The 17430-nt window shown below is 69.2% G+C and carries 17 protein-coding genes; 4 read left to right on the top strand and 13 right to left on the bottom strand.

Annotation, left to right across the window (positions count from 1 at the left end):
* Positions 1-268: 268 nt before the first annotated feature.
* The 4 genes from CP970_RS26830 to CP970_RS26815 all read right to left on the bottom strand — a co-directional run bounded on the left by CP970_RS26830 (position 269) and on the right by CP970_RS26815 (position 4880).
* On the bottom strand, positions 269-2638 hold the full coding sequence (locus CP970_RS26830; protein WP_191094955.1) for a HelD family protein: 2370 nt from the start codon (positions 2636-2638) through the stop codon (positions 269-271).
* 88 nt (positions 2639-2726) lie between these two features.
* On the bottom strand, positions 2727-3521 hold the full coding sequence (locus CP970_RS26825) for an anti-sigma factor family protein (protein WP_055550124.1): 795 nt from the start codon (positions 3519-3521) through the stop codon (positions 2727-2729).
* Complete coding sequence (locus tag CP970_RS26820) at positions 3518-4099, bottom strand: sigma-70 family RNA polymerase sigma factor (protein ID WP_079043680.1); 582 nt, start codon at positions 4097-4099, stop codon at positions 3518-3520. Before CP970_RS26820 ends, CP970_RS26825 begins: the two co-directional genes overlap by 4 nt.
* Positions 4100-4292: 193 nt before the next feature.
* Complete coding sequence (locus CP970_RS26815; protein ID WP_055550120.1) at positions 4293-4880, bottom strand: CGNR zinc finger domain-containing protein; 588 nt, start codon at positions 4878-4880, stop codon at positions 4293-4295.
* A gap of 191 nt (positions 4881-5071) precedes the next feature.
* Here CP970_RS26815 and CP970_RS26810 point away from each other — a divergent pair, with 191 nt between their 5' ends.
* Complete coding sequence (locus CP970_RS26810; protein ID WP_055550117.1) at positions 5072-5641, top strand: anthrone oxygenase family protein; 570 nt, start codon at positions 5072-5074, stop codon at positions 5639-5641.
* Here CP970_RS26810 and CP970_RS26805 read toward each other — a convergent pair.
* From CP970_RS26805 to CP970_RS26790, 4 genes are all read right to left on the bottom strand, one after another.
* On the bottom strand, positions 5593-6750 hold the full coding sequence (locus tag CP970_RS26805) for a uroporphyrinogen-III synthase (protein WP_055550116.1): 1158 nt from the start codon (positions 6748-6750) through the stop codon (positions 5593-5595). The genes CP970_RS26810 and CP970_RS26805 overlap by 49 nt on opposite strands.
* A 103-nt stretch (positions 6751-6853) precedes the next feature.
* Positions 6854-8230, bottom strand: a complete 1377-nt coding sequence (locus CP970_RS26800; RefSeq protein ID WP_055550115.1) for a nitrate/nitrite transporter — start codon at positions 8228-8230, stop codon at positions 6854-6856.
* A 240-nt stretch (positions 8231-8470) separates the two neighbouring features.
* Positions 8471-9178 carry a contact-dependent growth inhibition system immunity protein gene (locus tag CP970_RS26795; RefSeq protein WP_063806143.1) on the bottom strand — a complete coding sequence of 236 codons (708 nt, stop codon included), beginning with the start codon at positions 9176-9178 and terminating at the stop codon, positions 8471-8473.
* A gap of 67 nt (positions 9179-9245) precedes the next feature.
* On the bottom strand, positions 9246-10568 hold the full coding sequence (locus CP970_RS26790) for an RNase A-like domain-containing protein (RefSeq protein WP_157877740.1): 1323 nt from the start codon (positions 10566-10568) through the stop codon (positions 9246-9248).
* A 65-nt stretch (positions 10569-10633) separates the two neighbouring features.
* On the opposite strand from CP970_RS26790, the gene CP970_RS26785 reads away from it, so the two are divergent.
* Positions 10634-10924, top strand: coding sequence for a hypothetical protein (locus CP970_RS26785; protein ID WP_055550111.1), 291 nt, complete (start codon positions 10634-10636; stop codon positions 10922-10924).
* A gap of 55 nt (positions 10925-10979) precedes the next feature.
* Here CP970_RS26785 and CP970_RS26780 read toward each other — a convergent pair whose 3' ends face one another.
* The 3 genes from CP970_RS26780 to CP970_RS26770 form a co-directional block, all read right to left on the bottom strand.
* Positions 10980-12002 carry a hypothetical protein gene (locus tag CP970_RS26780; protein WP_055550110.1) on the bottom strand — a complete coding sequence of 341 codons (1023 nt, stop codon included), beginning with the start codon at positions 12000-12002 and terminating at the stop codon, positions 10980-10982.
* A gap of 11 nt (positions 12003-12013) precedes the next feature.
* Positions 12014-12673, bottom strand: a complete 660-nt coding sequence (locus CP970_RS26775; RefSeq protein WP_224058724.1) for a hypothetical protein — start codon at positions 12671-12673, stop codon at positions 12014-12016.
* Between the two features lie 228 nt (positions 12674-12901).
* On the bottom strand, positions 12902-13465 hold the full coding sequence (locus tag CP970_RS26770; RefSeq protein WP_150494036.1) for a MarR family winged helix-turn-helix transcriptional regulator: 564 nt from the start codon (positions 13463-13465) through the stop codon (positions 12902-12904).
* A 128-nt stretch (positions 13466-13593) separates the two neighbouring features.
* Here CP970_RS26770 and CP970_RS26765 point away from each other — a divergent pair, with 128 nt between their 5' ends.
* Together CP970_RS26765 and CP970_RS26760 are read left to right on the top strand one after the other, a co-directional pair.
* The gene (locus CP970_RS26765; protein WP_055550744.1) at positions 13594-14538 is read left to right on the top strand and encodes an EamA family transporter; all 945 of its coding nucleotides are present in this window, start codon (positions 13594-13596) and stop codon (positions 14536-14538) included.
* 45 nt (positions 14539-14583) lie between these two features.
* Positions 14584-15228: an NAD(P)-dependent oxidoreductase gene (locus tag CP970_RS26760; RefSeq protein ID WP_055550742.1), complete on the top strand. Its 645-nt coding sequence runs from the start codon at positions 14584-14586 to the stop codon at positions 15226-15228.
* A 112-nt stretch (positions 15229-15340) separates the two neighbouring features.
* Here CP970_RS26760 and CP970_RS26755 read toward each other — a convergent pair whose 3' ends face one another.
* Together CP970_RS26755 and CP970_RS26750 are read right to left on the bottom strand one after the other, a co-directional pair.
* Positions 15341-15937, bottom strand: a complete 597-nt coding sequence (locus tag CP970_RS26755) for a hypothetical protein (RefSeq protein WP_055550740.1) — start codon at positions 15935-15937, stop codon at positions 15341-15343.
* A gap of 392 nt (positions 15938-16329) precedes the next feature.
* Positions 16330-17349, bottom strand: coding sequence for a LysR family transcriptional regulator (locus CP970_RS26750; RefSeq protein WP_079043718.1), 1020 nt, complete (start codon positions 17347-17349; stop codon positions 16330-16332).
* Positions 17350-17430 lie beyond the last annotated feature (81 nt).

Below are 17430 nucleotides of genomic sequence, written 5' to 3'. Positions count from 1 at the left end.
GCGCTGCGTTTTTGGAAACCTGTTTCCACCATACGAGAAGTTGGGGCTTCTCGGAAGGGGCCCCAGGAAACGAGAAGAGGTCCACGTCACGGTGTGACGTGGACCTCTTCCGTTCGCTTAATGACACCGACCCGCCATGCTCGCCTCGCGGCAAGTGGTCGCTCGTAGCGACGAAGGTTGGGCCCGGGGGCTTGGATCGAGCCGGTGCCACATCCAAGGTAACAAACGATCCCCGTAAGGCAATTCCCGTCCCCGCTGGCAAAAGTGTTCAGTCGCGCAGCAGGTCCGGCACCCCGTCCGCGTCGGGCTCGTCGCGCTCCCCCGAAAGGACCGTGAGCTGCTGCGTCGCGCGCGTCAGCGCCACGTACAGGACGCGCAGGCCCGCCGGTGACTCGTCGGCGATCTCCGCGGGCGACACGACGACCGTCGCGTCGTACTCCAGGCCCTTGGCCTCCAGACTGCCGAGCGCCACCACCCGGTCGCCGAGCCCGGCCAGCCAGCGGGCCGCCTGCTCGCGCCGGTTCATCGCCACGACGACGCCGACCGTGCCGTCGACCCGGTCGAGCAGCAGCGCCGCCTCCTCGCGCACCGAGCGGGCCAGGTCTCCCTCTCGTACGACGGAGAAACGGGGCTCCACACCGGTGGAACGTACGGCCGAAGGGGACACGGATCCCGGCATCGCGAGCGCGAGGACCTTGGCGGCCAGCTCCGCGATCTCGGCGGGGTTGCGGTAGTTGACGGTGAGCGTGAAGCGGCGGCGCGGGCGGGTGCCGAGCGCCTCGTCGCGCGCCTGGCCCGCCTCGTCCGGGTCGGACCAGGAGGACTGCGCGGGGTCGCCGACGACCGTCCAGGTGGCGTGCCTGCCGCGGCGGCCGACCATGCGCCACTGCATGGGCGTCAGATCCTGCGCCTCGTCCACGATGACGTGGGCGTACTCGGTGCGCTCCTGGGCGAGCCGCTCGGCGCGCTCGCGCTGGGACTCCTCGCGCCGCGGCATCAGCTCTTCGAGCCCGGTGAGCAGGTCGAGGGGGTCCAGGTCGCGCTTCTTCTTGGGCCGGTGCGGGGTGCCGAGGATCGCCTGCAGCTCGTCGAGGAGCGCCACGTCGTGCACGGAGAGGCCGTCGCGCTTGAGGGAGCGGGCGACCTTGCGGACCTCGCCGGGGTTCAGGACGCGGCGGGCCCAGCGGCCCAGGCGCCGCTCGTCCGACATCGCCGAGAGCACGCCGCGCGGCGTGAGCTCGGGCCACCAGGCGTCCAGGAAGTGGATGAAGTCGTCCTCGGACGAGACGTCGTCGTCGAAGGACGAGCGCAGCTCGGCGGCGAGTTCGGGGTCCGAGTGGCGGCCCGCGGATCCCGACTGCGACCACAGGGCGTCGAGCAGGAGCTTGCGGGCGCGCGGGCGCAGCAGGTTGACGGGGGCGGTGCCGCCGAGCGCGTTGCGCCGGATGCGGTTCAGGTGGTCGGAGTCCAGTTCGAGGCGGCGGCCGAAGGCGACGACGCGCAGGCGGCCGGTGTCGACCCGGCGCACCCCGTCCTCGGCGCCGTCCGCGTCCTCGGCCTCCTCCTCCCCGAAGGCGAGCTGCCCGTTCTCCGCAGCCGATGGCCTCGGGTCCGCCGCGCCGCCCTCCGTACCGTGCTCAAGGGCCCCCCGCGCGGCCTTCCTGAGGACGTGCAGCATCCGGGACGAGCCCTTGGCCCTGGCCACCGCCGGGGAGTCGTAGAGCGTGGCCTCCACGCCGTCGACCAGGGAGCCCACCGCGCGGATCGCGACCTGGCCCTCCTCGCCGAGGGAGGGCAGCACGCCCTCGGTGTAGGCGACCAGGAGCGGGGTCGGCGAGACGATGAGGATGCCGCCCGCGTACCTGCGGCGGTCCTGGTAGAGGAGGTAGGCCGCGCGGTGCAGCGCGACCGCGGTCTTGCCGGTGCCCGGGCCGCCCTCCACGTACGTCACCGAGGCCGCGGGCGCGCGGATCACCATGTCCTGCTCGGCCTGGATGGACGCGACGATGTCGCGCATCGTGTGGCTGCGGGCCTGGCCGAGCGCGGCCATCAGGGCGCCGTCGCCGATCACCGGCAGCTCCTCGCCCTTGAGCAGGGCGGTGATCTCCGGGCGCATCAGGTCGTCCTCGACGCCGAGGACCTTGCGGCCCTTGGAGCGGATGACGCGGCGGCGCACGACCCGGCCGGGGTCGACCGGCGTCGAGCGGTAGAAGGGCGCGGCCGCGGGCGCCCGCCAGTCGATGACCAGCGGGGAGTAGTCCGCGTCCAGTACGCCGATGCGGCCGATGTGCAGGGTTTCCGCGATGTCGGCCGTGTTGTTCTCGCGGACGGCTCCCTCGGCGGGCTCGACCGCGGTGTACGCGCCGTCGGGGCCCTTCTTGCCGTCCTTGCCCTGGAGCAGGTCGATGCGTCCGAAGAGGAAGTCCTCGAACTCGTTGTTGAGGCGGTTGAGATGGACCCCGGCGCGGAAGACCTGCGCGTCACGCTCCGCGAGCGCGCCCGGCGTGCCGACTTGGGAGCGCTTGGCAGCGTCGTTCATCAGGAACTCGGCCTCGTGGATCTTCTCCTCGAGACGCCGGTAGACCTGGTCGAGATGTTCCTGTTCGACGCTGATCTCGCGGTCGCGTACGTCGGCCACCGAGGCCCCTTTCAAGACGTGCTGCTCGCCCGTAATGAGCAGCCGTCCACCGTACGCGAAAGGGGCCCTTCTTGTGCACTCCCGTGCGTTACGCGTCCACCGTGACCAGGCGTTTGCCGTCGAAAGTGGTCACCTCGAAGTGGTCGATGTCGTTGCGGTCCATGGCCGCGCCCCCGTGGACGTACAGAGGGGTGCGCGCCCATTTGTTCGGGCTGTCCTTGATGCCGTACCCCCACTTCGGCACCGACCAGGTGGTCACCGTCTCCTTCTCGCCGTCCTTGCCGACCGCGATCAGCGAGCACTTGAGGGGGCCCTTGACGTTCTTCAGCTCCAGGACGGCGTGGGTGCCCCAGGCCTTCCCCTCCGTGCCGACCGTGGCGGTGACCTTGGTCCTGGGGTCCGTGGCCCGGTACTTGTCCGTCATGTGGTGGAAGAAGGCGTCCTCGGCGGGGCTCGACGAGTGCGGGTAGGCCGCGCTCCGCTTCGTGCCGCCGTCGTCGGTGACCGCGAGCACGGTGAGCGGGCCCCCGACGATCAGCGCGGCCGCCGCCGCGACCAGGTACAGGCCGCGCCTGCGCCGGTGCTCGCGCTTGAGGGCCACCTCGTCGACGAGGCGCTCGGCGAGGCGGGGGCTCGGCCGGACGGCGAGCTGCTCACCGATCTCCGGCAGGCCGCGCGGCCCAGGGAAGTCCGCGAGCGCGGCCAGCATCGGCTCCATGCCGGAGAACTCCTCCAGCTGGTGCTGGCAGTCCTCGCAGTCGGCGAGGTGCTCCTCGAACCGCGTCGCGTCGGCGTCGTCGAGGACCCCGAGGGCGTAGGCACCGACGGTCTCGTGGATGCTGTCGTCCTGCCGCGCGTCATGTTGGCCGTAGGACTCGGTCATGCCGTCACCCCCCGCTCCTCGAGCGCCAGCTTCATCGAGCGAAGCGCGTAGAAGACCCGCGAACGGACCGTGCCGCTGGGGATGCCAAGGGCCTGGGCCGCCTCATTGACCGTACGCCCTTTGAAGTAGGTCTCGACAAGTACCTCTCGATGAGCGGGAGTCAGGTCCTCCAGCGCGTCCGAGAGCGTCATCAGCCACAGCGCCTTATCGATCTCGTCCTCCGCGGGGATGACCTCCAGCGGCGACGGATCGACCTCCTGCGGCCGGGCCTGCCGACTGCGGTGGCCGTCGATGACGATGCGCCGGGCGACCGTCACCAGCCAGGGGCGTACCGAACCGGTCGCACGGTTGAGCTGACCGGCGTTCTTCCAGGCACGGATGAGCGTCTCCTGCACGACATCCTCGGCGCGCTGCCGGTCTCCCGCCACCAGGCGGAGCACATAGGCGAGAAGGGGACCCGCGTGCTCACGGTAGAGCGCGCGCATCAACTCCTCGTCCGGGCCCTTGGGTTGACCGAGGCGATGTCGGGGCGAGGGCGGGCGTTCATCGGCCACGGCGGAATCCTTGCGCACGCGCACCTCCGGTGTCCGCGCTTCGGGCGCTTCGGACGGGTCTCATGACGGAGGTACGTAGACGGGGCGAGCGGCGTTCAACTCCGGGGAGCGTTCTCGCGGTTGCGTTCTCGCGGGCGTTCTCGCGGGCGTTCTCGCGGGCGTTCTCGCGGGCGTTCTCGCGGGCGTTCTTGCGGGCGTCTTGCGGGCGTTCTTGCGGCTACGTCCGGGCGAGCGCCGCCCTGCGGCGGTGCCGTGCCACCCGCTCCCGGTTGCCGCACACCTCGCTGGAGCACCAGCGTCGGCGGCGCCCGCGCGACGTGTCGAGGTACACGATGGGGCAGTTGTCGCCCTCGCACTGGCGCAGCAGCGCGCGGGCCGCCGGGTCGGTGAGCAGCTCGACGGCGTCCCTGGCGACGGCGGCGACCAGCGCGGCGCAGTTGGGTTCGCCGCACAGGACGCGGACCAGGGCACCCTCCGCGCTGCGGACCGCGCGCGGGGCGGGGGGCGCGGCGGCGGCCAGCGCGTTGACCCGCTCCAGCGCGGCGTCGGCGGGCCTGCCGTCGAGCTCGCCGTGCACCAACTGGGCGATGTGGCCGCGCAGTTCACGGAAGGCCGCGAGCCACTGCGGACCCGCTTCGGGCAGCCGCGCGGCCGCCGGGACCAGGCCCGTGCCCGCGAGCCAGGCGCGCAGCCGCGCCACCGAGTCGAGCCGTTCCACGGGATGGTTCGTCGCCACGAGATCCAGACAGCTGCGCCCGGAGTCGAATCGGAGCTCGTACGGAGCCGGGTCCGTGCCCAACGCCATGCGCCTGTCACCGCCTTGGGGGTTACCGGTGAGTGAGTGCCGTTGCGTACCCCTACAGTGCACTTCCCGGGGCTGGTCCGGAACCCCTGCCACCGGGCGGGACGCTCGCGCACGGCCCGGCGAGACGGTCGCGTATGGCGGCGCGACGCGAGGCCATGGCCTCGGGCGCGCCCGGCTTGTTGACTCTCCCCATGACACAGAATCGAGTGACGGCACGTCAGGGACGCGGCTCCGCAGGGGTGGTGCTGGGCATCGCGGCGGTGGCCATGGGGCTGATGGCGGGCACCTTCTACGCCTTCGCGTGCGCCGTGATGCCCGCGCTCGCCCGCAGCGGCGACCGCGTCTACATAGAGGTGATGCAGAACATCAACGACGTCATCCAGAACCCCGTCTTCTTCGCGGGCTTCTTCGGGGCCCTCGTCCTCACCGCGGTCGCCGCGTGGCAGCTGCGCCGCACGTCGCTGCGCTGGTGGGTGCTCGCGGCCCTGCTCGCGTACGCCGCCGCGTTCCTCCTGACGTCGGGCGTGAACGTCCCCCTGAACAACGACCTAGCCGACGCGGGCGACCCCGGGAAGATCGCCGATCCGGCCGCCGTGCGCGAGCGGTTCGAGGACGCGTGGGTGGCCTGGAACGTGGTGCGGGCCGTGCTCTGCACCGTCGCCTCCGCGCTCCTCGTACGGGCCCTCGTGCTGCTCGGCAGGGACCGCGCGGCTCAGCCCGCGTACTTGGACCCGGCCGCCGGGTCGACCGCGAGCCGGTAGCCGCGCTTGACCACCGTGTGGATCAGCTTCGGGGCACCGAGTGCCGTGCGCAGCCGGGCCATCGCCGTCTCCACCGCGTGCTCGTCGCGGCCCGCGCCCGGCAGCGCGCGCAGCAGCTCGGCACGGGCGACCACCCAGCCGGGGCGGCGCGCGAGGGCCCGCAGCAGCGCCATCCCCGCGGGCGGCAAGGACCGCAGCTCGTCGTCGACGAGGACCGCGTGGCCGCGGATCTCGACGCGGTGGCCCGCGACGGGCAACACCCGTGCGCGGGACGGCAGTTCACGGCAGAGCAGCTGGACGAGCGGGCCGATCCTGAACCGCTCCGGCTGCACGGTGTCCACGCCGAGCGACTGCAGCGGCAGCGCGGTCACCGACCCCACGCACGCGGCGAGCACGTCGTGGCCGAGCGCCGCGAGCAGCTCGTCGCGCATGCCCCGCTCGTCGGCGCGCGCGAGCAGCGAGGCGACGGCGGGCGCGCTGGTGAACGTCAGCGCGTCCACGCTCCGCGCGACCGTCGCGTCGAGCAGCCGGTCCACCGGCGCGAGGTCCTCCGGCGGCAGCCACCGGTAGACGGGCACCACGACGACCTCCGCTCCCCCGGCCCGCAGCGCCTCGACGAAGCCGGGCAGCGGCTCCCCGTGCAGCTGGAGCGCGACGCGCCGCCCGGCCACGCCCTGCCCGAGCAGCCGGTCCAGGACCTCGGCCATGGACTCCGAGGACGGCGACCACTCCTCGGTGAGACCGGCGGCCCGCACCGCGCCCTTCACCTTGGGCCCGCGCGCGAGGAGTTCGACCCCACGCAGACACCCCAGGAGCGCCTCGCCGAGCCCCCACCCATCGGCGGCCTCGATCCAGCCGCGGAACCCGATGGCGGTGGTGGCGATCACGATGTCGGGCGCATGGCCGAGCAACTCCTTGGTGGCGGTGAGGAGTTCACTGTCGTCGGCGAGCGGCACGATGCGCAGCGCGGGCGCGTGCAGGACGGTGGCGCCGCGCCGCTGGAGGAGCGCGCCGAGCTCGTCGGCGCGCCGGGCCGCGGTCACGCCGACGGTGAACCCGGCGAGCGGTTCGTTCGCCGGTTTCGCGTTCCCTGAAGTGGTGGCGTGCATGCTCCGCTCTCGTCCCGTCCGTGGTGTGTGCGTGGCGGCGGACGTCCGAGCCTGTCAACGGCGCGTGACGGGCCAGGATCACCGTGATGTCCACCGTGTTACGTCACACCTCGGCGTACCTGACCTGGGCCTTCTCCGCGGCGCCCGGCTCGCCCGCACCCCGGGCCTCGCCCGGGCCAGGACCCTGCCCCGACCCCCGCCTCGTACGCCGCCGAAGATATACGGCCCACGTCACGACGGAGCACGCGACATAGAACCCGAGGAAGGAGACGAAGGCGCCGGTCCCCGACCCCACCGTCTGGAAGGACTGCCGCAGCGCGAGGTTGATGCCGAGCCCGCCGAGCGCGCCGACGGCCCCGATGAGCCCCATGGCGGCCCCGGAAAGCCGCCGCCCGTAAACTGCGGCGGCTTCCCCTTCCAACCCCTTCCCCTCGGCCTTGGCCTGGAAGATCCCGGGGATCATCTTGTACGTCGAGCCGTTGCCGAGCCCGGTGAGGACGAACAGCGCGATGAACGCGCCGACGAACAGCGGCAGCGACTCCCGTACGGAAGCGACGACCACCACACCCGTGGCGGCCCCCATTCCCACGAAGTTCCCCAGCGTGATGCGCGCCCCGCCGAACCGGTCGGCGAGCCGCCCGCCCACGGGCCTGATCAGCGAGCCGAGCAGCGGCCCGATGAAGGTGATCTGCGCGGCTTCGAGGGGCGTGCGCCCGAACTGCGTCTGGAGCACGAGCCCGAACGCGAAGCTGTACCCGATGAAGGATCCGAAGGTCCCTACGTAGAGCAGAGCCATGATCCACGTATGCGCCTCTCGCACGGCCGCCTTGGCTGCCCCCGTGTCGTTCCGCACGGACGAAATGCTGTCCATGTACCGGAAGGCGCAGACGACGGAGCCGACGATGAGCGGGATGTAGATCCCCAGCACGAGCCGGGGCCCGCCACCGGCCCCGATGGCGGCGAGCCCGACGAGCTGCACGACGGGCACGCCGATGTTCCCGCCCCCCGCGTTGATGCCGAGCGCCCACCCCTTCTCCCGCAGCGGGAAGAACGCGTTGATGTTGGTCATGCTGGACGCGAAGTTCCCGCCGCCCACCCCGGTGAGCAGGGCACACACCATGAAGGTGGCGTACGAGGTCCCCGGCTCCATGACGACGAAGGCGGCGACGGTCGGGAGCAGCAGGAGGGACGCGGCGATGACGGTCCAGTTCCGCCCACCGAACCGGGCGACGGCAAAGGTGTAGGGCACCCGGACAACGGCCCCCACGAGCGTCGCCATCGACACCAGGAAGAACTTCCCGGCCGCGTCGATCCCGTACTCGGGCCCCATGAACAGCACCATCACGGACCACAGGCTCCACACGGAGAACCCGATGTGCTCGGACACCACGGAAAACGCCAAATTCCGCCGAGCGACCCGCTCCCCACCCTCCTCCTTCCAGAACCGCTCGTCCTCGGGGTCCCACCGCTCGATCCACATCACATGCCTCCACGGGTTCGTCCACGGGCAGCGGCTGATGTGGCCGAAGGTAGGGAGACCGGATTTCATCCCCGTGCCGGGCGGTGACCGCCGGGGAACGTTGCTCTCACTTGGGGCCGGGCGGGGCGGTGAGGAACGCGTCGGCCCATCGCTCCTCCTACCCATCGACTCCGCAAGCGGAGTGCTTCGCGCCCGCGCTTACATCTGCACGGACGACGCCTAGGTGGCGCTGCAACAACATCACTGTCCGCGTGACCACTCCCGCAACTTGCTTCGAAGGTGACCTTCGATGTGATCCATCCATTGCCAGTAAGTCATCCCTCGCGGCGCCAAAAGGCCGCATCCCATGCCACGGAGAGCCCATTCCAGATCATCGTCGGCAGGAACCAAGGACCGCAGGGCATCGATGTCCTTCAGCATGTCCCGAACAAATTCAGGTTGCTCACCCACGAAATATCCGTCGATGACAGCATCGCGGTCGGGGAAGAAGTGGAGGCAGTCCTGATGGAATCCTCCACTCATCAGCCTGCCGATGGCCTCATACCGCTCCCGCCACTCCCAACTGGACTCCGGGATCACTTCCTGGACCTGTTCACCGGCCGCGATGAACTTCCGCAAGTGCGGCAACATCAGCTCGAAGAACTCGTCAGGATCCTTGCCGTCCGAGGACCTGAGCGACTCTGGGGTCACACCAGCGTCATCGAGTGCTTCGAACACCTCATCCACCGGCCCCAGTTCCAGCAGGGCCTCAATCTCAGATACGGCCCGACCGGCTCGCCCAGGGTGGAGAGCCGCCACCCGCAAGTACGTCCGCATCGCCAGGGACGGCACATCGACCGTGTCCAGATCCCCCGGCGGCATCAGCGAGCCATCACGAGAATAATTCTTCACCTGTGTCGCGACATAAGCACGCAGAAGCTCTGGGAGCTCACGAAAGACGATACCCATATCACCTCCGCGCACAGGGCCCTCTTGATTTTCGGACATGCGATGCGATCCATTTCATCAAAAACACTTACGGCGAACCAGGGAAGGAAGTCACCACAATATATCCACCCGGGGCATCGGCATCCCTCTTCAACACGATAGTAGCCTGATCGGAAGAACTAGGCTCCTTCCCAAGTTTCGCTTCGTCCTTGGTAATCCGCCTCCCGATCTCCTCTCCAGGGAACTGAGAAGTAAAAGTCTCGGTCCCCCTGTCTCCACCTTTCCCGCTCTTCAACCACTCCTCAATTTTCCGCTTATTCCCCTGAGCGACTTTGTTCATGTACTTCTTGGCTTCAGTGAAGCTTCCGTAGGTGGAAGCTGCGGGAATGTCCTCATCCTTCAAGCGGTCACGCAGGGCTCGATTGCTCTTTCCCACGTGCCTTTCGATAGAGTGCCCGCCCAGTGTCTCCTCCACCGCGGGATCTATCTCTCGGAGCTTCGGCGGCTTCGGCCCCTTCCGATTCCACTTCTGGTCGTAGTTCTTCCAGTTCTTCTTGAGCCAGTGCGCATCGAGCTTCTCGACATCGACACCGTAATCCTTGTACGGGTTGACCCCATACGCGTAGGCCCCCGAAAGCCCTCCGTAAGCGCTACGGCTCCCCGCAAGTGCCCATGCCCCGCCGGCGCTCATGCCACCGGCACCCGGACCGCCAAGCATCATCATGGATTCGACGTCCATGCCTACCTGAGTGGCCCCGTCCAAGGTATTGGCGGTGATGCCCGCCAAAGCGTAGACGTCGGTCAGGACTTGGCGGAAATACCTCGTCGCGAAGCTCGGCTCAGGCTCGAACGCGGTGTCGTTCGTGTGATGAATATTGTCGAAGATTATGTTCACCAGGGTCCGGCATGAATCCTCAAGCACCCTCACCAGCTGAGTGGCTGCGGCATGGTGGTCCGAACCAGCCAGTTCGGCCTTCCCCTTGGCGCTGTGTACCAGTTCCTCACCTGTGCCGTCATGGGCCTTGAACACCGCGCGGGCGTTCCCCAAAGCCTTGTCCGCCTCTGTCTGGCATTCCTTCAGGGCGCGCCGGAAGTCCTTGATCGCATCAGCGGCCAGCCGATGCGCAACGACTTCAGGTAGAAGCTGATCTTTGAGGAAGTTGAGCCGCCCCCACACCGCGGTGAACCACGTGCTCTCCAGGTCGGCCGAAGGCAACTTGTCCACGACCTTCGACAGTCGGTCCAGAGCGTCCTGGGCATCGCGTTGCCGTCGGCGGAAGAAGCGCTGCCACTCAAGGAGCACCTCCGCATCACCTGGCGTCGGATCTTTGGGAAGACCTATGAGTCCCCAGTCCTTCGGCCTGCCCACTACCGCGCCCCCAATCCCCTTGCCTACTGCACCCACACCCACGCCAAGCTAGCCTCTTGTTCAGAACAGCGGACACTTTCAACGTACGAGGAACGGGTGATCAAATCATGGCCGACAAGGGGAAGTTCAAACATGACAGTGAGGCCGTCAACAATCTCCGCACCTCAATCCGCAAGGCTCGCCCACGTCACGTCGAGCAACCGGCAGAGCCCGACGTCGCCGACGTGGCAGCGGAGCGCATATCTGAGCCACTGGCGCGTTTGACTTACCTCACTCAAGTCATCGTCGAGGGCCGCACGAAGGCGATCAACGATCTCGCCAAGAACCTGCACGAAGCGAACATGCGGATATGCATCACCGACCAGGCGCTCGGCCGTTCCGTCCCCTACGCGAAATGACGATGCCCAAACACTCGCCCCTGAAAGGGCCGGGGGTTGGGCCCAGCCCTTTCGCTCACCGGTTGATGGACTGGATCTCCTCGACCTTGACCTGCTGATCCGCTCCGAACTGCCCGGCAGGAAGGTCTCCGCCCTCGCCGGTGGTGCTGGTCCAGCTGATCTCCCAGGTAACCGTGGCCTGGAGGTTGTACGAGCCGTCGCCTGACGACCGCAGGTACCTCACGCCGCACGGCGGCGCCGTGTCCACGGGCGTGCCCTTGGCTCGGGGCGTGCCGATCTTCCCGTTCTCGATGGGGCACTCCCCCGAGGCGGGATAAGTCTCGGCATCGTCCGTCCCCGGAGTGAGCGTGAGGGCCACGGGCTTCGCGGTCGTGGTCGCGGAGAGACCCGAGCCAGGGATGCTCGCGGTGACCGACACCGTCTTGAACCTCGCCTTGTTCAACCAGACCCAGGTCGGGAGATTGACCTTCGTCGTTCCCTCCGGCGCCATCTCGATCTGGGTGCCGGGGACAGGAAGTTCGTCGTAGGCGTACTCGGCAAGGATCTTCGGGGTTACGGCGAGGGGCTCATCAGGCGTCTCGCCGTCATCCACCCAGAAGGGCTGCTTGTCGCAGGCGCTGGCCTCGGGGTCGTCCTTGCGGTTCGGATTGGGCGCCGCGGCCCAGAACATCCCCTTGCCCTGCTTGTCGAGGTTGTAGTCCTTGTACGGCTTGCCGTCCTTGTAGCGACTGTCGAGGTAGTTGCCCACGAACTCCCCGACACCGCCGATGAACGGAACGCCCTTGCCGAAGCCACGCCACGCCTTGACCGTCTTCTCGATCTCCTTGGGCGAGAACGCGGGCTCGTACCAGCACGCGGGGGGATTCCAATTGCTGTCCGCCGAAGAGAGGTTGCCGGTCTGAGCGGACCTCGAGTCACCGTTGACGGAGGTCTGCACCTTCGTCTGCACAGTGATGGTGCGATCGCCCTTGCCGCCCTTTGCCTCTTTGCTCGAACCGCTGGTGCTCGTGCGGTCAGCCCATGCCGACGGCGAGGCCTGAGCGGTGAGGGCCACAGCAACGAGCACGACCAGAGTCATCCCCCTCCGGTTCACGGCTGGCACACCTTACTGCCCCGCTCCGAGGTGCTCTTGGTGACCTGCCAGACGCCCTTGGCGTTCTTACGCAGCCGGTCGTTGTAGAAGACGTACGAGTCCTTGGTGGCCGGCGTGACGTTGACCTTCTTCGTCTTGCGGTCCTGCGTGTAGCCCTTGGACTCATCGGCGCAGTAGGTCAGCCCCGCCGAGCCGTCCTTGCTGAAGACGACCTTGCGATTGAAGTAGCGCACCGTGCCCGTCAGCGTTGTGTCGTCCTTGATGAAACCGCTGACCCAATCCACCGTTCCGAGCAGGGCCGAGTCCTTGCTGTAGAAGACAACGGCCTCGGACTTGGGGTCCTGCTTGGCGATCGCCTCATCAATGGCCCGCAGGTACTCGGCGTTGTCTCGCAGCACCGCGTCCGCCTTCGCCTCACCCGTCGTCTCAGGAGAGAAGACGAGGTTGTCGCCCTCGGGCAGGGTGACCTCAGGACGGTCGATCCCGTCGTCCGACGGCTTGGACGACGGCGACTCCTTCTTCTGGTCTCCCGAGCCCGCGCCGGCGATCTTCTCGTTCTCCTTGGACCCTCCGTCGCCCCCTCCGCAGGCCGAGAGCGAGAGGACCGCCGCAGCAGTCATGGCGGCCGCTGCGAGCAGCGTAGGTCGGCGGTTCACGGTCAGCTCCTGATGGGGCGAGAGTTCTCTTGAGTGAACCAAGCTATCCATGCGCGAAAGACGAGGCCAGGCCGAGGCCGACACGGCACAAGGCATACATGGACGTAGCAGCTCAAAGCTCCTGCCGTTGGCGCAAAACGATCGCCAGATGCGCCTAGTTGATCACCGAGCGCCACAGCGGATGCCCCTGCCCGCGAGCCGTCCGCGTCCGCGAAAGCAACGCCCCCATCACCCCAGATGCGTATCCCCCAACGACACCAACAGCCGCCGCAGCGCCCCGTCGAGTGCCGCGCGGTCGCCCGGCGTCAGAGCGGCCAGCATGCGTTCCTCGTTCTCCACGTGGGCGACCACCGCGCGGTCGACCAGGTCCAGGCCCGCCTCCGTGAGGCGGACGCGGATGGCGCGGCGGTCGGTGGGGTCGGGGTGGCGTTCGATCAGGCCCTTGCGTTCCAGTTTGTCGAGGCGGTTCGTGATGGCGCCCGAGGTCACCATCGCGGTCTTGATGAGGCCACCCGCGGTCAGCTCGTGCGGGGCGCCGACGCGGCGGAGCGTGGCGAGGACGTCGAACTCCGCGAACTCCAGGCCGTATTCGACGAAGACCGTCTTCATGCCCTTGCTCAGCAGATGGTCGGCCCGCTTGATGCGGCCGACCAGCGCCATCGCGTCCAGGTGCGCGAGCTCCAGGTCGGGGCGCTCGCGGCGCCACTGACCGCGCAGCTCGTCTATGGCGTCGGAGCCGACGTCGGCTCCGGCCCGCTCCGCCGCCTGGACCGCGGTCTTCCGCTCAGCCATCTCCGCACCTCTTCCTCAGGGAGCCCGATATCTCAACGTTCAGATACTTGACGTTCGTAGATCCAGGGTCCATATTTATCTCAACGTTGAGAATAACAGCGTTCAGGGGAACAGCGAGGGGAAGCGTCATGTCCGTCAGCAGCAGCACCGCCACCGCAGCAGCAGCCGCCCGCAGCATCACCATGAAGCGCTCGGCCAAGGGCACGGCAGGCGCCGCAGGCATCGCCGCCCTCGCCGCCATCGGCCCCGCCACCTGGGGCACCACCTACGTCACGACCACCGAGCTGCTGCCCCCGGACCGCCCCCTGCTCGCCGCCGCCCTGCGCGCGCTGCCCGCGGGCCTGATCCTGCTCGCCCTCACCCGGCGACTGCCTCGCGGCGACTGGTGGTGGAAGGCGGCCGTGCTGGGCGTACTCAACTTCGGGGCGTTCTTCCCGCTCCTCTTCTTCGGCGCGTACCGGCTGCCCGGCGGCGTCGCGTCCACGATCAGCGCGGTCATGCCCCTGCTCGTGGCGGGCTTCGGCATCGGCGTACTGAAGGTGCGGCCCACGCGCCGTACGTTGATCGCTGGACTCGTCGGCGTCGCGGGCGTCGCCCTGCTCGTCCTGCGCGGCAGCGCCGCCGTCGACCTCGCGGGCATCGCGGCGATGCTGACGGCGACCACGCTCATGGCACTCGCCGTGGTGCTCAGCAAGCGCTGGGGCCGCCCCGAAGGCGTCTCCCTGCTGACACTGACCGGCTGGCAGCTCACCGTCGGCGGCCTGGTCCTGGCCCCCATCGCCCTCACCGCCGAGGGCCTGCCCGACCACTTCACCGGCGCCAACATCGCCGGATACGCCTACCTCGGCATCATCGGCACGGCCATCGCGTACGCCCTCTGGTTCCGCGGCATCGAGCGCCTGCCCGCCTCCTCCGTCTCCTTCCTCGGCCTGACGAACCCGGTCGTCGCCACGCTCGCGGGCCTGCTCTTCCTGGGCCAGACCCTGACCGTCTGGCAGCTGGCCGGACTGGTCCTGGTGGTGGCGAGCGTGCTGCTCGGCCAGCAACGCCGCGCCGCCGCACGCCGCGCGTAGCCCTCTCCCCCCGACCCCTTCCACCTCACCCTCAAGGAGCCCACCATGCGCATCACCGTCTTCGGAGCAGCGGGAAACTCCGGCAGCCGCGTCGTCACCGAGGCCCTGTCCCGCGGCCACGAGGTCACCGCCGTCGTACGCGACGCCGCCCGCTTCGCCGACCTCCACCCCGACGCCACGCACCGCACGGGCGACGCCGGAGTCCCGGACGACGTACGCCGGTTGAGCGCGGGCCAGGACCTGGTCGTGAACGCCACGAGACCCGCCCCGGGCCGCGAGGCCGAGCACCCCGCCATCACCAGGTCACTCCTGGCGGGCCTCGCGGGCACCGGCGTCCGCCTGCTGGTCATCGGCGGCGCGGGCAGCCTGACGGTCCCCGGCACGGAGGGCGTCCTGGCGATCGACGACCCGAGGTACGTCCCCGCGGCCTGGCGGCACATCGCGGCGGCCTCCAACGCGCAGTACGACGAGGTGCGCACGACGGAGACGGACGTCGCCTGGACCTACCTGAGCCCCTCGGCCCTCTTCGAACCGGGCACCCGTACGGGCGAGTTCCGCCTCGCCAAGGACGAGATCCTGGTGGACACGGAAGGCAACTCGGCCATCTCCATGGAGGACTTCGCCATCGCGCTCCTGGACGAGGCGGAGCGGCCGGAGCACCACAGGGGGCGGTTCACGGTCGGGTACTGAGGTCGGATACCCCCAGAGAAAGCACGAAAGCGGTCGCGCATCGCCCACGAAGGGCATGATGCGCGACCGCTTCACGACGCCGCCGCGTCGGATCGCGACCGTCGAAGCCGGGCTACTTCGCCGCGAACTTCCAGATCACCGGCTTCCCGTCCTCCTTCTCGGCCCAGTGGACCTCAAGGGACTTCGAACCCGCCGGGATCAGGTACGTCTCGCAGAGCACGTGGCTCTCGCCGCTCTTCCAGCCCTCCAGGTCCAGCTTCTCCTCGCAGCCCGCCGCGTCCTCGGCGGCGCCGATCAGCAGGCCACCGCGGGCGCCGTCCGCGTAGATCTCCGTGGTGTCCGAGACGTCCGGCGTGTCCTTGAGGGGGGCGCCGCCCTTGTGCGTGAACTTCAGGTGGGCGACCGCGGGGACCATGCCCTTGGCCTTGCTCGGGTCCTGGACCAGCTTCTTGGTCTCGGCCTCCGTGCCGACGTCGATCTTCTGCGCGGCGACGTCGTACGTCACGGTGGCGTCGCCCTCCTTCACCTTGCCGGTGGTGCTGTCACCCGCCGCCAGGGCGGGAGCCTCCTTCGGCTTGGTCTGCGACTTGGGCGCGTCGGCCTTCTTGTCGTCCGACTTGTCGTCGTCACCGCCGCCGCAGGCGGTCAGCGCGAGGGCGAGTACGGCGACGGGCGCGGCGAAGCGCAGCGCGGTGTTCTTGCGGAGCAAAACGTTCTCCCGGCAGGTGTGGGGCCCCGCCGCATGACGTGCGGTGTTCCACGCGTGCGGCCGGTTGAGATCGTCAGCCTAGGAGCGGGCTGTGTATCGCGTCGAAGCCGTTACGGACGCCAACCCGTTGCCCGTTAGCGATAGTTATGAGGAGCGATATCTAGGCATGGGGAGCAGCCAATCATCCCTTCGCCTAAGCGAATTGAGCATCAAGGAGTGGCACGCGACGCCCCGCCCCCGCCCTCACCACCCGCCCGAACTGCCCGGCATGCAAGGACATTTCTGCCTCCCCCGTACGCCTCTCACCCCTCATAACAGTTGCGCAACGCATCGGTATGGTCACCACCCGCCACACTCACGACACCCACCACACCGCTCACCCGCCCCCCCCGTCACACGCGACTCGCCATGACGAGTGCGTCCACGGCGGGCAGCCACCCGTCGGCGGGCTTCTCCAGCCACCCCTCCTCCGCCGCGAGTTCCGCCGCCGCCGCGCGCAGCGCGGTAACACCCGGATGGACCAGGCCCTTTCGCCACACCATCGACACGGGCGACAGCGGAACGGGATCGACGAGCGGCCGCAGCTCCGCGCCCGGCATGGCCGGGAAGTCGACCACGGCGAGGACCGGATGGCGCTTCTTCGCCATGAGCCGCCCGAACTCCTCGGCGCCGACGGCGAGCGGTGCGGGTGGCGCGATCGCGATGCCGCGCCCCTCGAAGAGGCGTCGCGCGAGGTCGGTCCACTCCGGCGTGCGGGGGTTGCCCGCCCCCGCGTACACGGTCTCGCCCGCGAGCGCGGCAAGCGGCACCGCGTCGAGCTCCGTCAGCGGATGCCCCTGGGGCAGCAGTACGGCCATCGGCTCGTAGCGCACCGGCTGGTGGGCGAGGCCGGACCGCAGAGCCGGGTCGAGGCCCGCGAACCGTCCGAAGGAGACGTCGACGCGCCCCGCCGCCATCTCGGCCGCCGCACCGGTGAGCCCGCTCTCGAAGCGGGCCATCAGCTCGCAGTCAGGGGCGAGTTCGCGGGCCCGCGCCAGGACCCGCCCGAAGACCAGTCCGGGGCTGTTCAGATCGACCAGCAGCGGACGCGCCGCGCCCGCGAAGGCCGCGACCAGGTCGTCCTGCGCCGCGAGCACCCGGCGCGCGTACGGCAGCAGCCGCTCGCCGTCGGCGGTCAGCGTGACCTGCCGGGTGGTGCGGACGAAGAGCTCCGCCCCCAACTCGCGCTCCAGGCGCCGGACATCACGGCTCAGGGCCTGCTGCGCCACGTACAGCCGCCCGGCCGCCCGCGTGAAGTGCAGCTCCTGCGCGACCGCGACGAAGCCGCGCAGCAGCCGCGGGTCCACATCACGGCGTACGACGGGGTCTGCCGGTCCCCCGGGCGCTGCTGAACCTGTCAGGTCTGCGGTCATCGCAGGAACCTACAACGCGGATGCGTGAATGGGCACGTGACAGGTGTTGGACCCCACCGATCACCCCCGGCGAGGGTGGGC

It is taken from the genome of Streptomyces kanamyceticus, assembly GCF_008704495.1.
In the GTDB taxonomy this organism is placed as follows: domain Bacteria; phylum Actinomycetota; class Actinomycetes; order Streptomycetales; family Streptomycetaceae; genus Streptomyces; species Streptomyces kanamyceticus.
This window is presented reverse-complemented; position numbering and strand designations above follow the sequence as displayed.

What these genes read in the sequence shown, in the direction of transcription:
- CP970_RS26770 (WP_150494036.1), bottom strand. Translation starts at nt 13,465, where the DNA reads ATGGCTGAGCGGAAGACCGCGGTCCAGGCGGCGGAGCGGGCCGGAGCC.
- CP970_RS26810 (WP_055550117.1), top strand. Translation starts at nt 5,072, where the DNA reads ATGACACAGAATCGAGTGACGGCACGTCAGGGACGCGGCTCCGCAGGG.
- CP970_RS26785 (WP_055550111.1), top strand. Translation starts at nt 10,634, where the DNA reads ATGGCCGACAAGGGGAAGTTCAAACATGACAGTGAGGCCGTCAACAAT.
- CP970_RS26825 (WP_055550124.1), bottom strand. Translation starts at nt 3,521, where the DNA reads ATGACCGAGTCCTACGGCCAACATGACGCGCGGCAGGACGACAGCATC.
- CP970_RS26795 (WP_063806143.1), bottom strand. Translation starts at nt 9,178, where the DNA reads ATGGGTATCGTCTTTCGTGAGCTCCCAGAGCTTCTGCGTGCTTATGTC.
- CP970_RS26805 (WP_055550116.1), bottom strand. Translation starts at nt 6,750, where the DNA reads ATGCACGCCACCACTTCAGGGAACGCGAAACCGGCGAACGAACCGCTC.
- CP970_RS26750 (WP_079043718.1), bottom strand. Translation starts at nt 17,349, where the DNA reads ATGACCGCAGACCTGACAGGTTCAGCAGCGCCCGGGGGACCGGCAGAC.
- CP970_RS26780 (WP_055550110.1), bottom strand. Translation starts at nt 12,002, where the DNA reads ATGACTCTGGTCGTGCTCGTTGCTGTGGCCCTCACCGCTCAGGCCTCG.
- CP970_RS26765 (WP_055550744.1), top strand. Translation starts at nt 13,594, where the DNA reads ATGTCCGTCAGCAGCAGCACCGCCACCGCAGCAGCAGCCGCCCGCAGC.
- CP970_RS26760 (WP_055550742.1), top strand. Translation starts at nt 14,584, where the DNA reads ATGCGCATCACCGTCTTCGGAGCAGCGGGAAACTCCGGCAGCCGCGTC.
- CP970_RS26815 (WP_055550120.1), bottom strand. Translation starts at nt 4,880, where the DNA reads ATGGCGTTGGGCACGGACCCGGCTCCGTACGAGCTCCGATTCGACTCC.
- CP970_RS26800 (WP_055550115.1), bottom strand. Translation starts at nt 8,230, where the DNA reads ATGTGGATCGAGCGGTGGGACCCCGAGGACGAGCGGTTCTGGAAGGAG.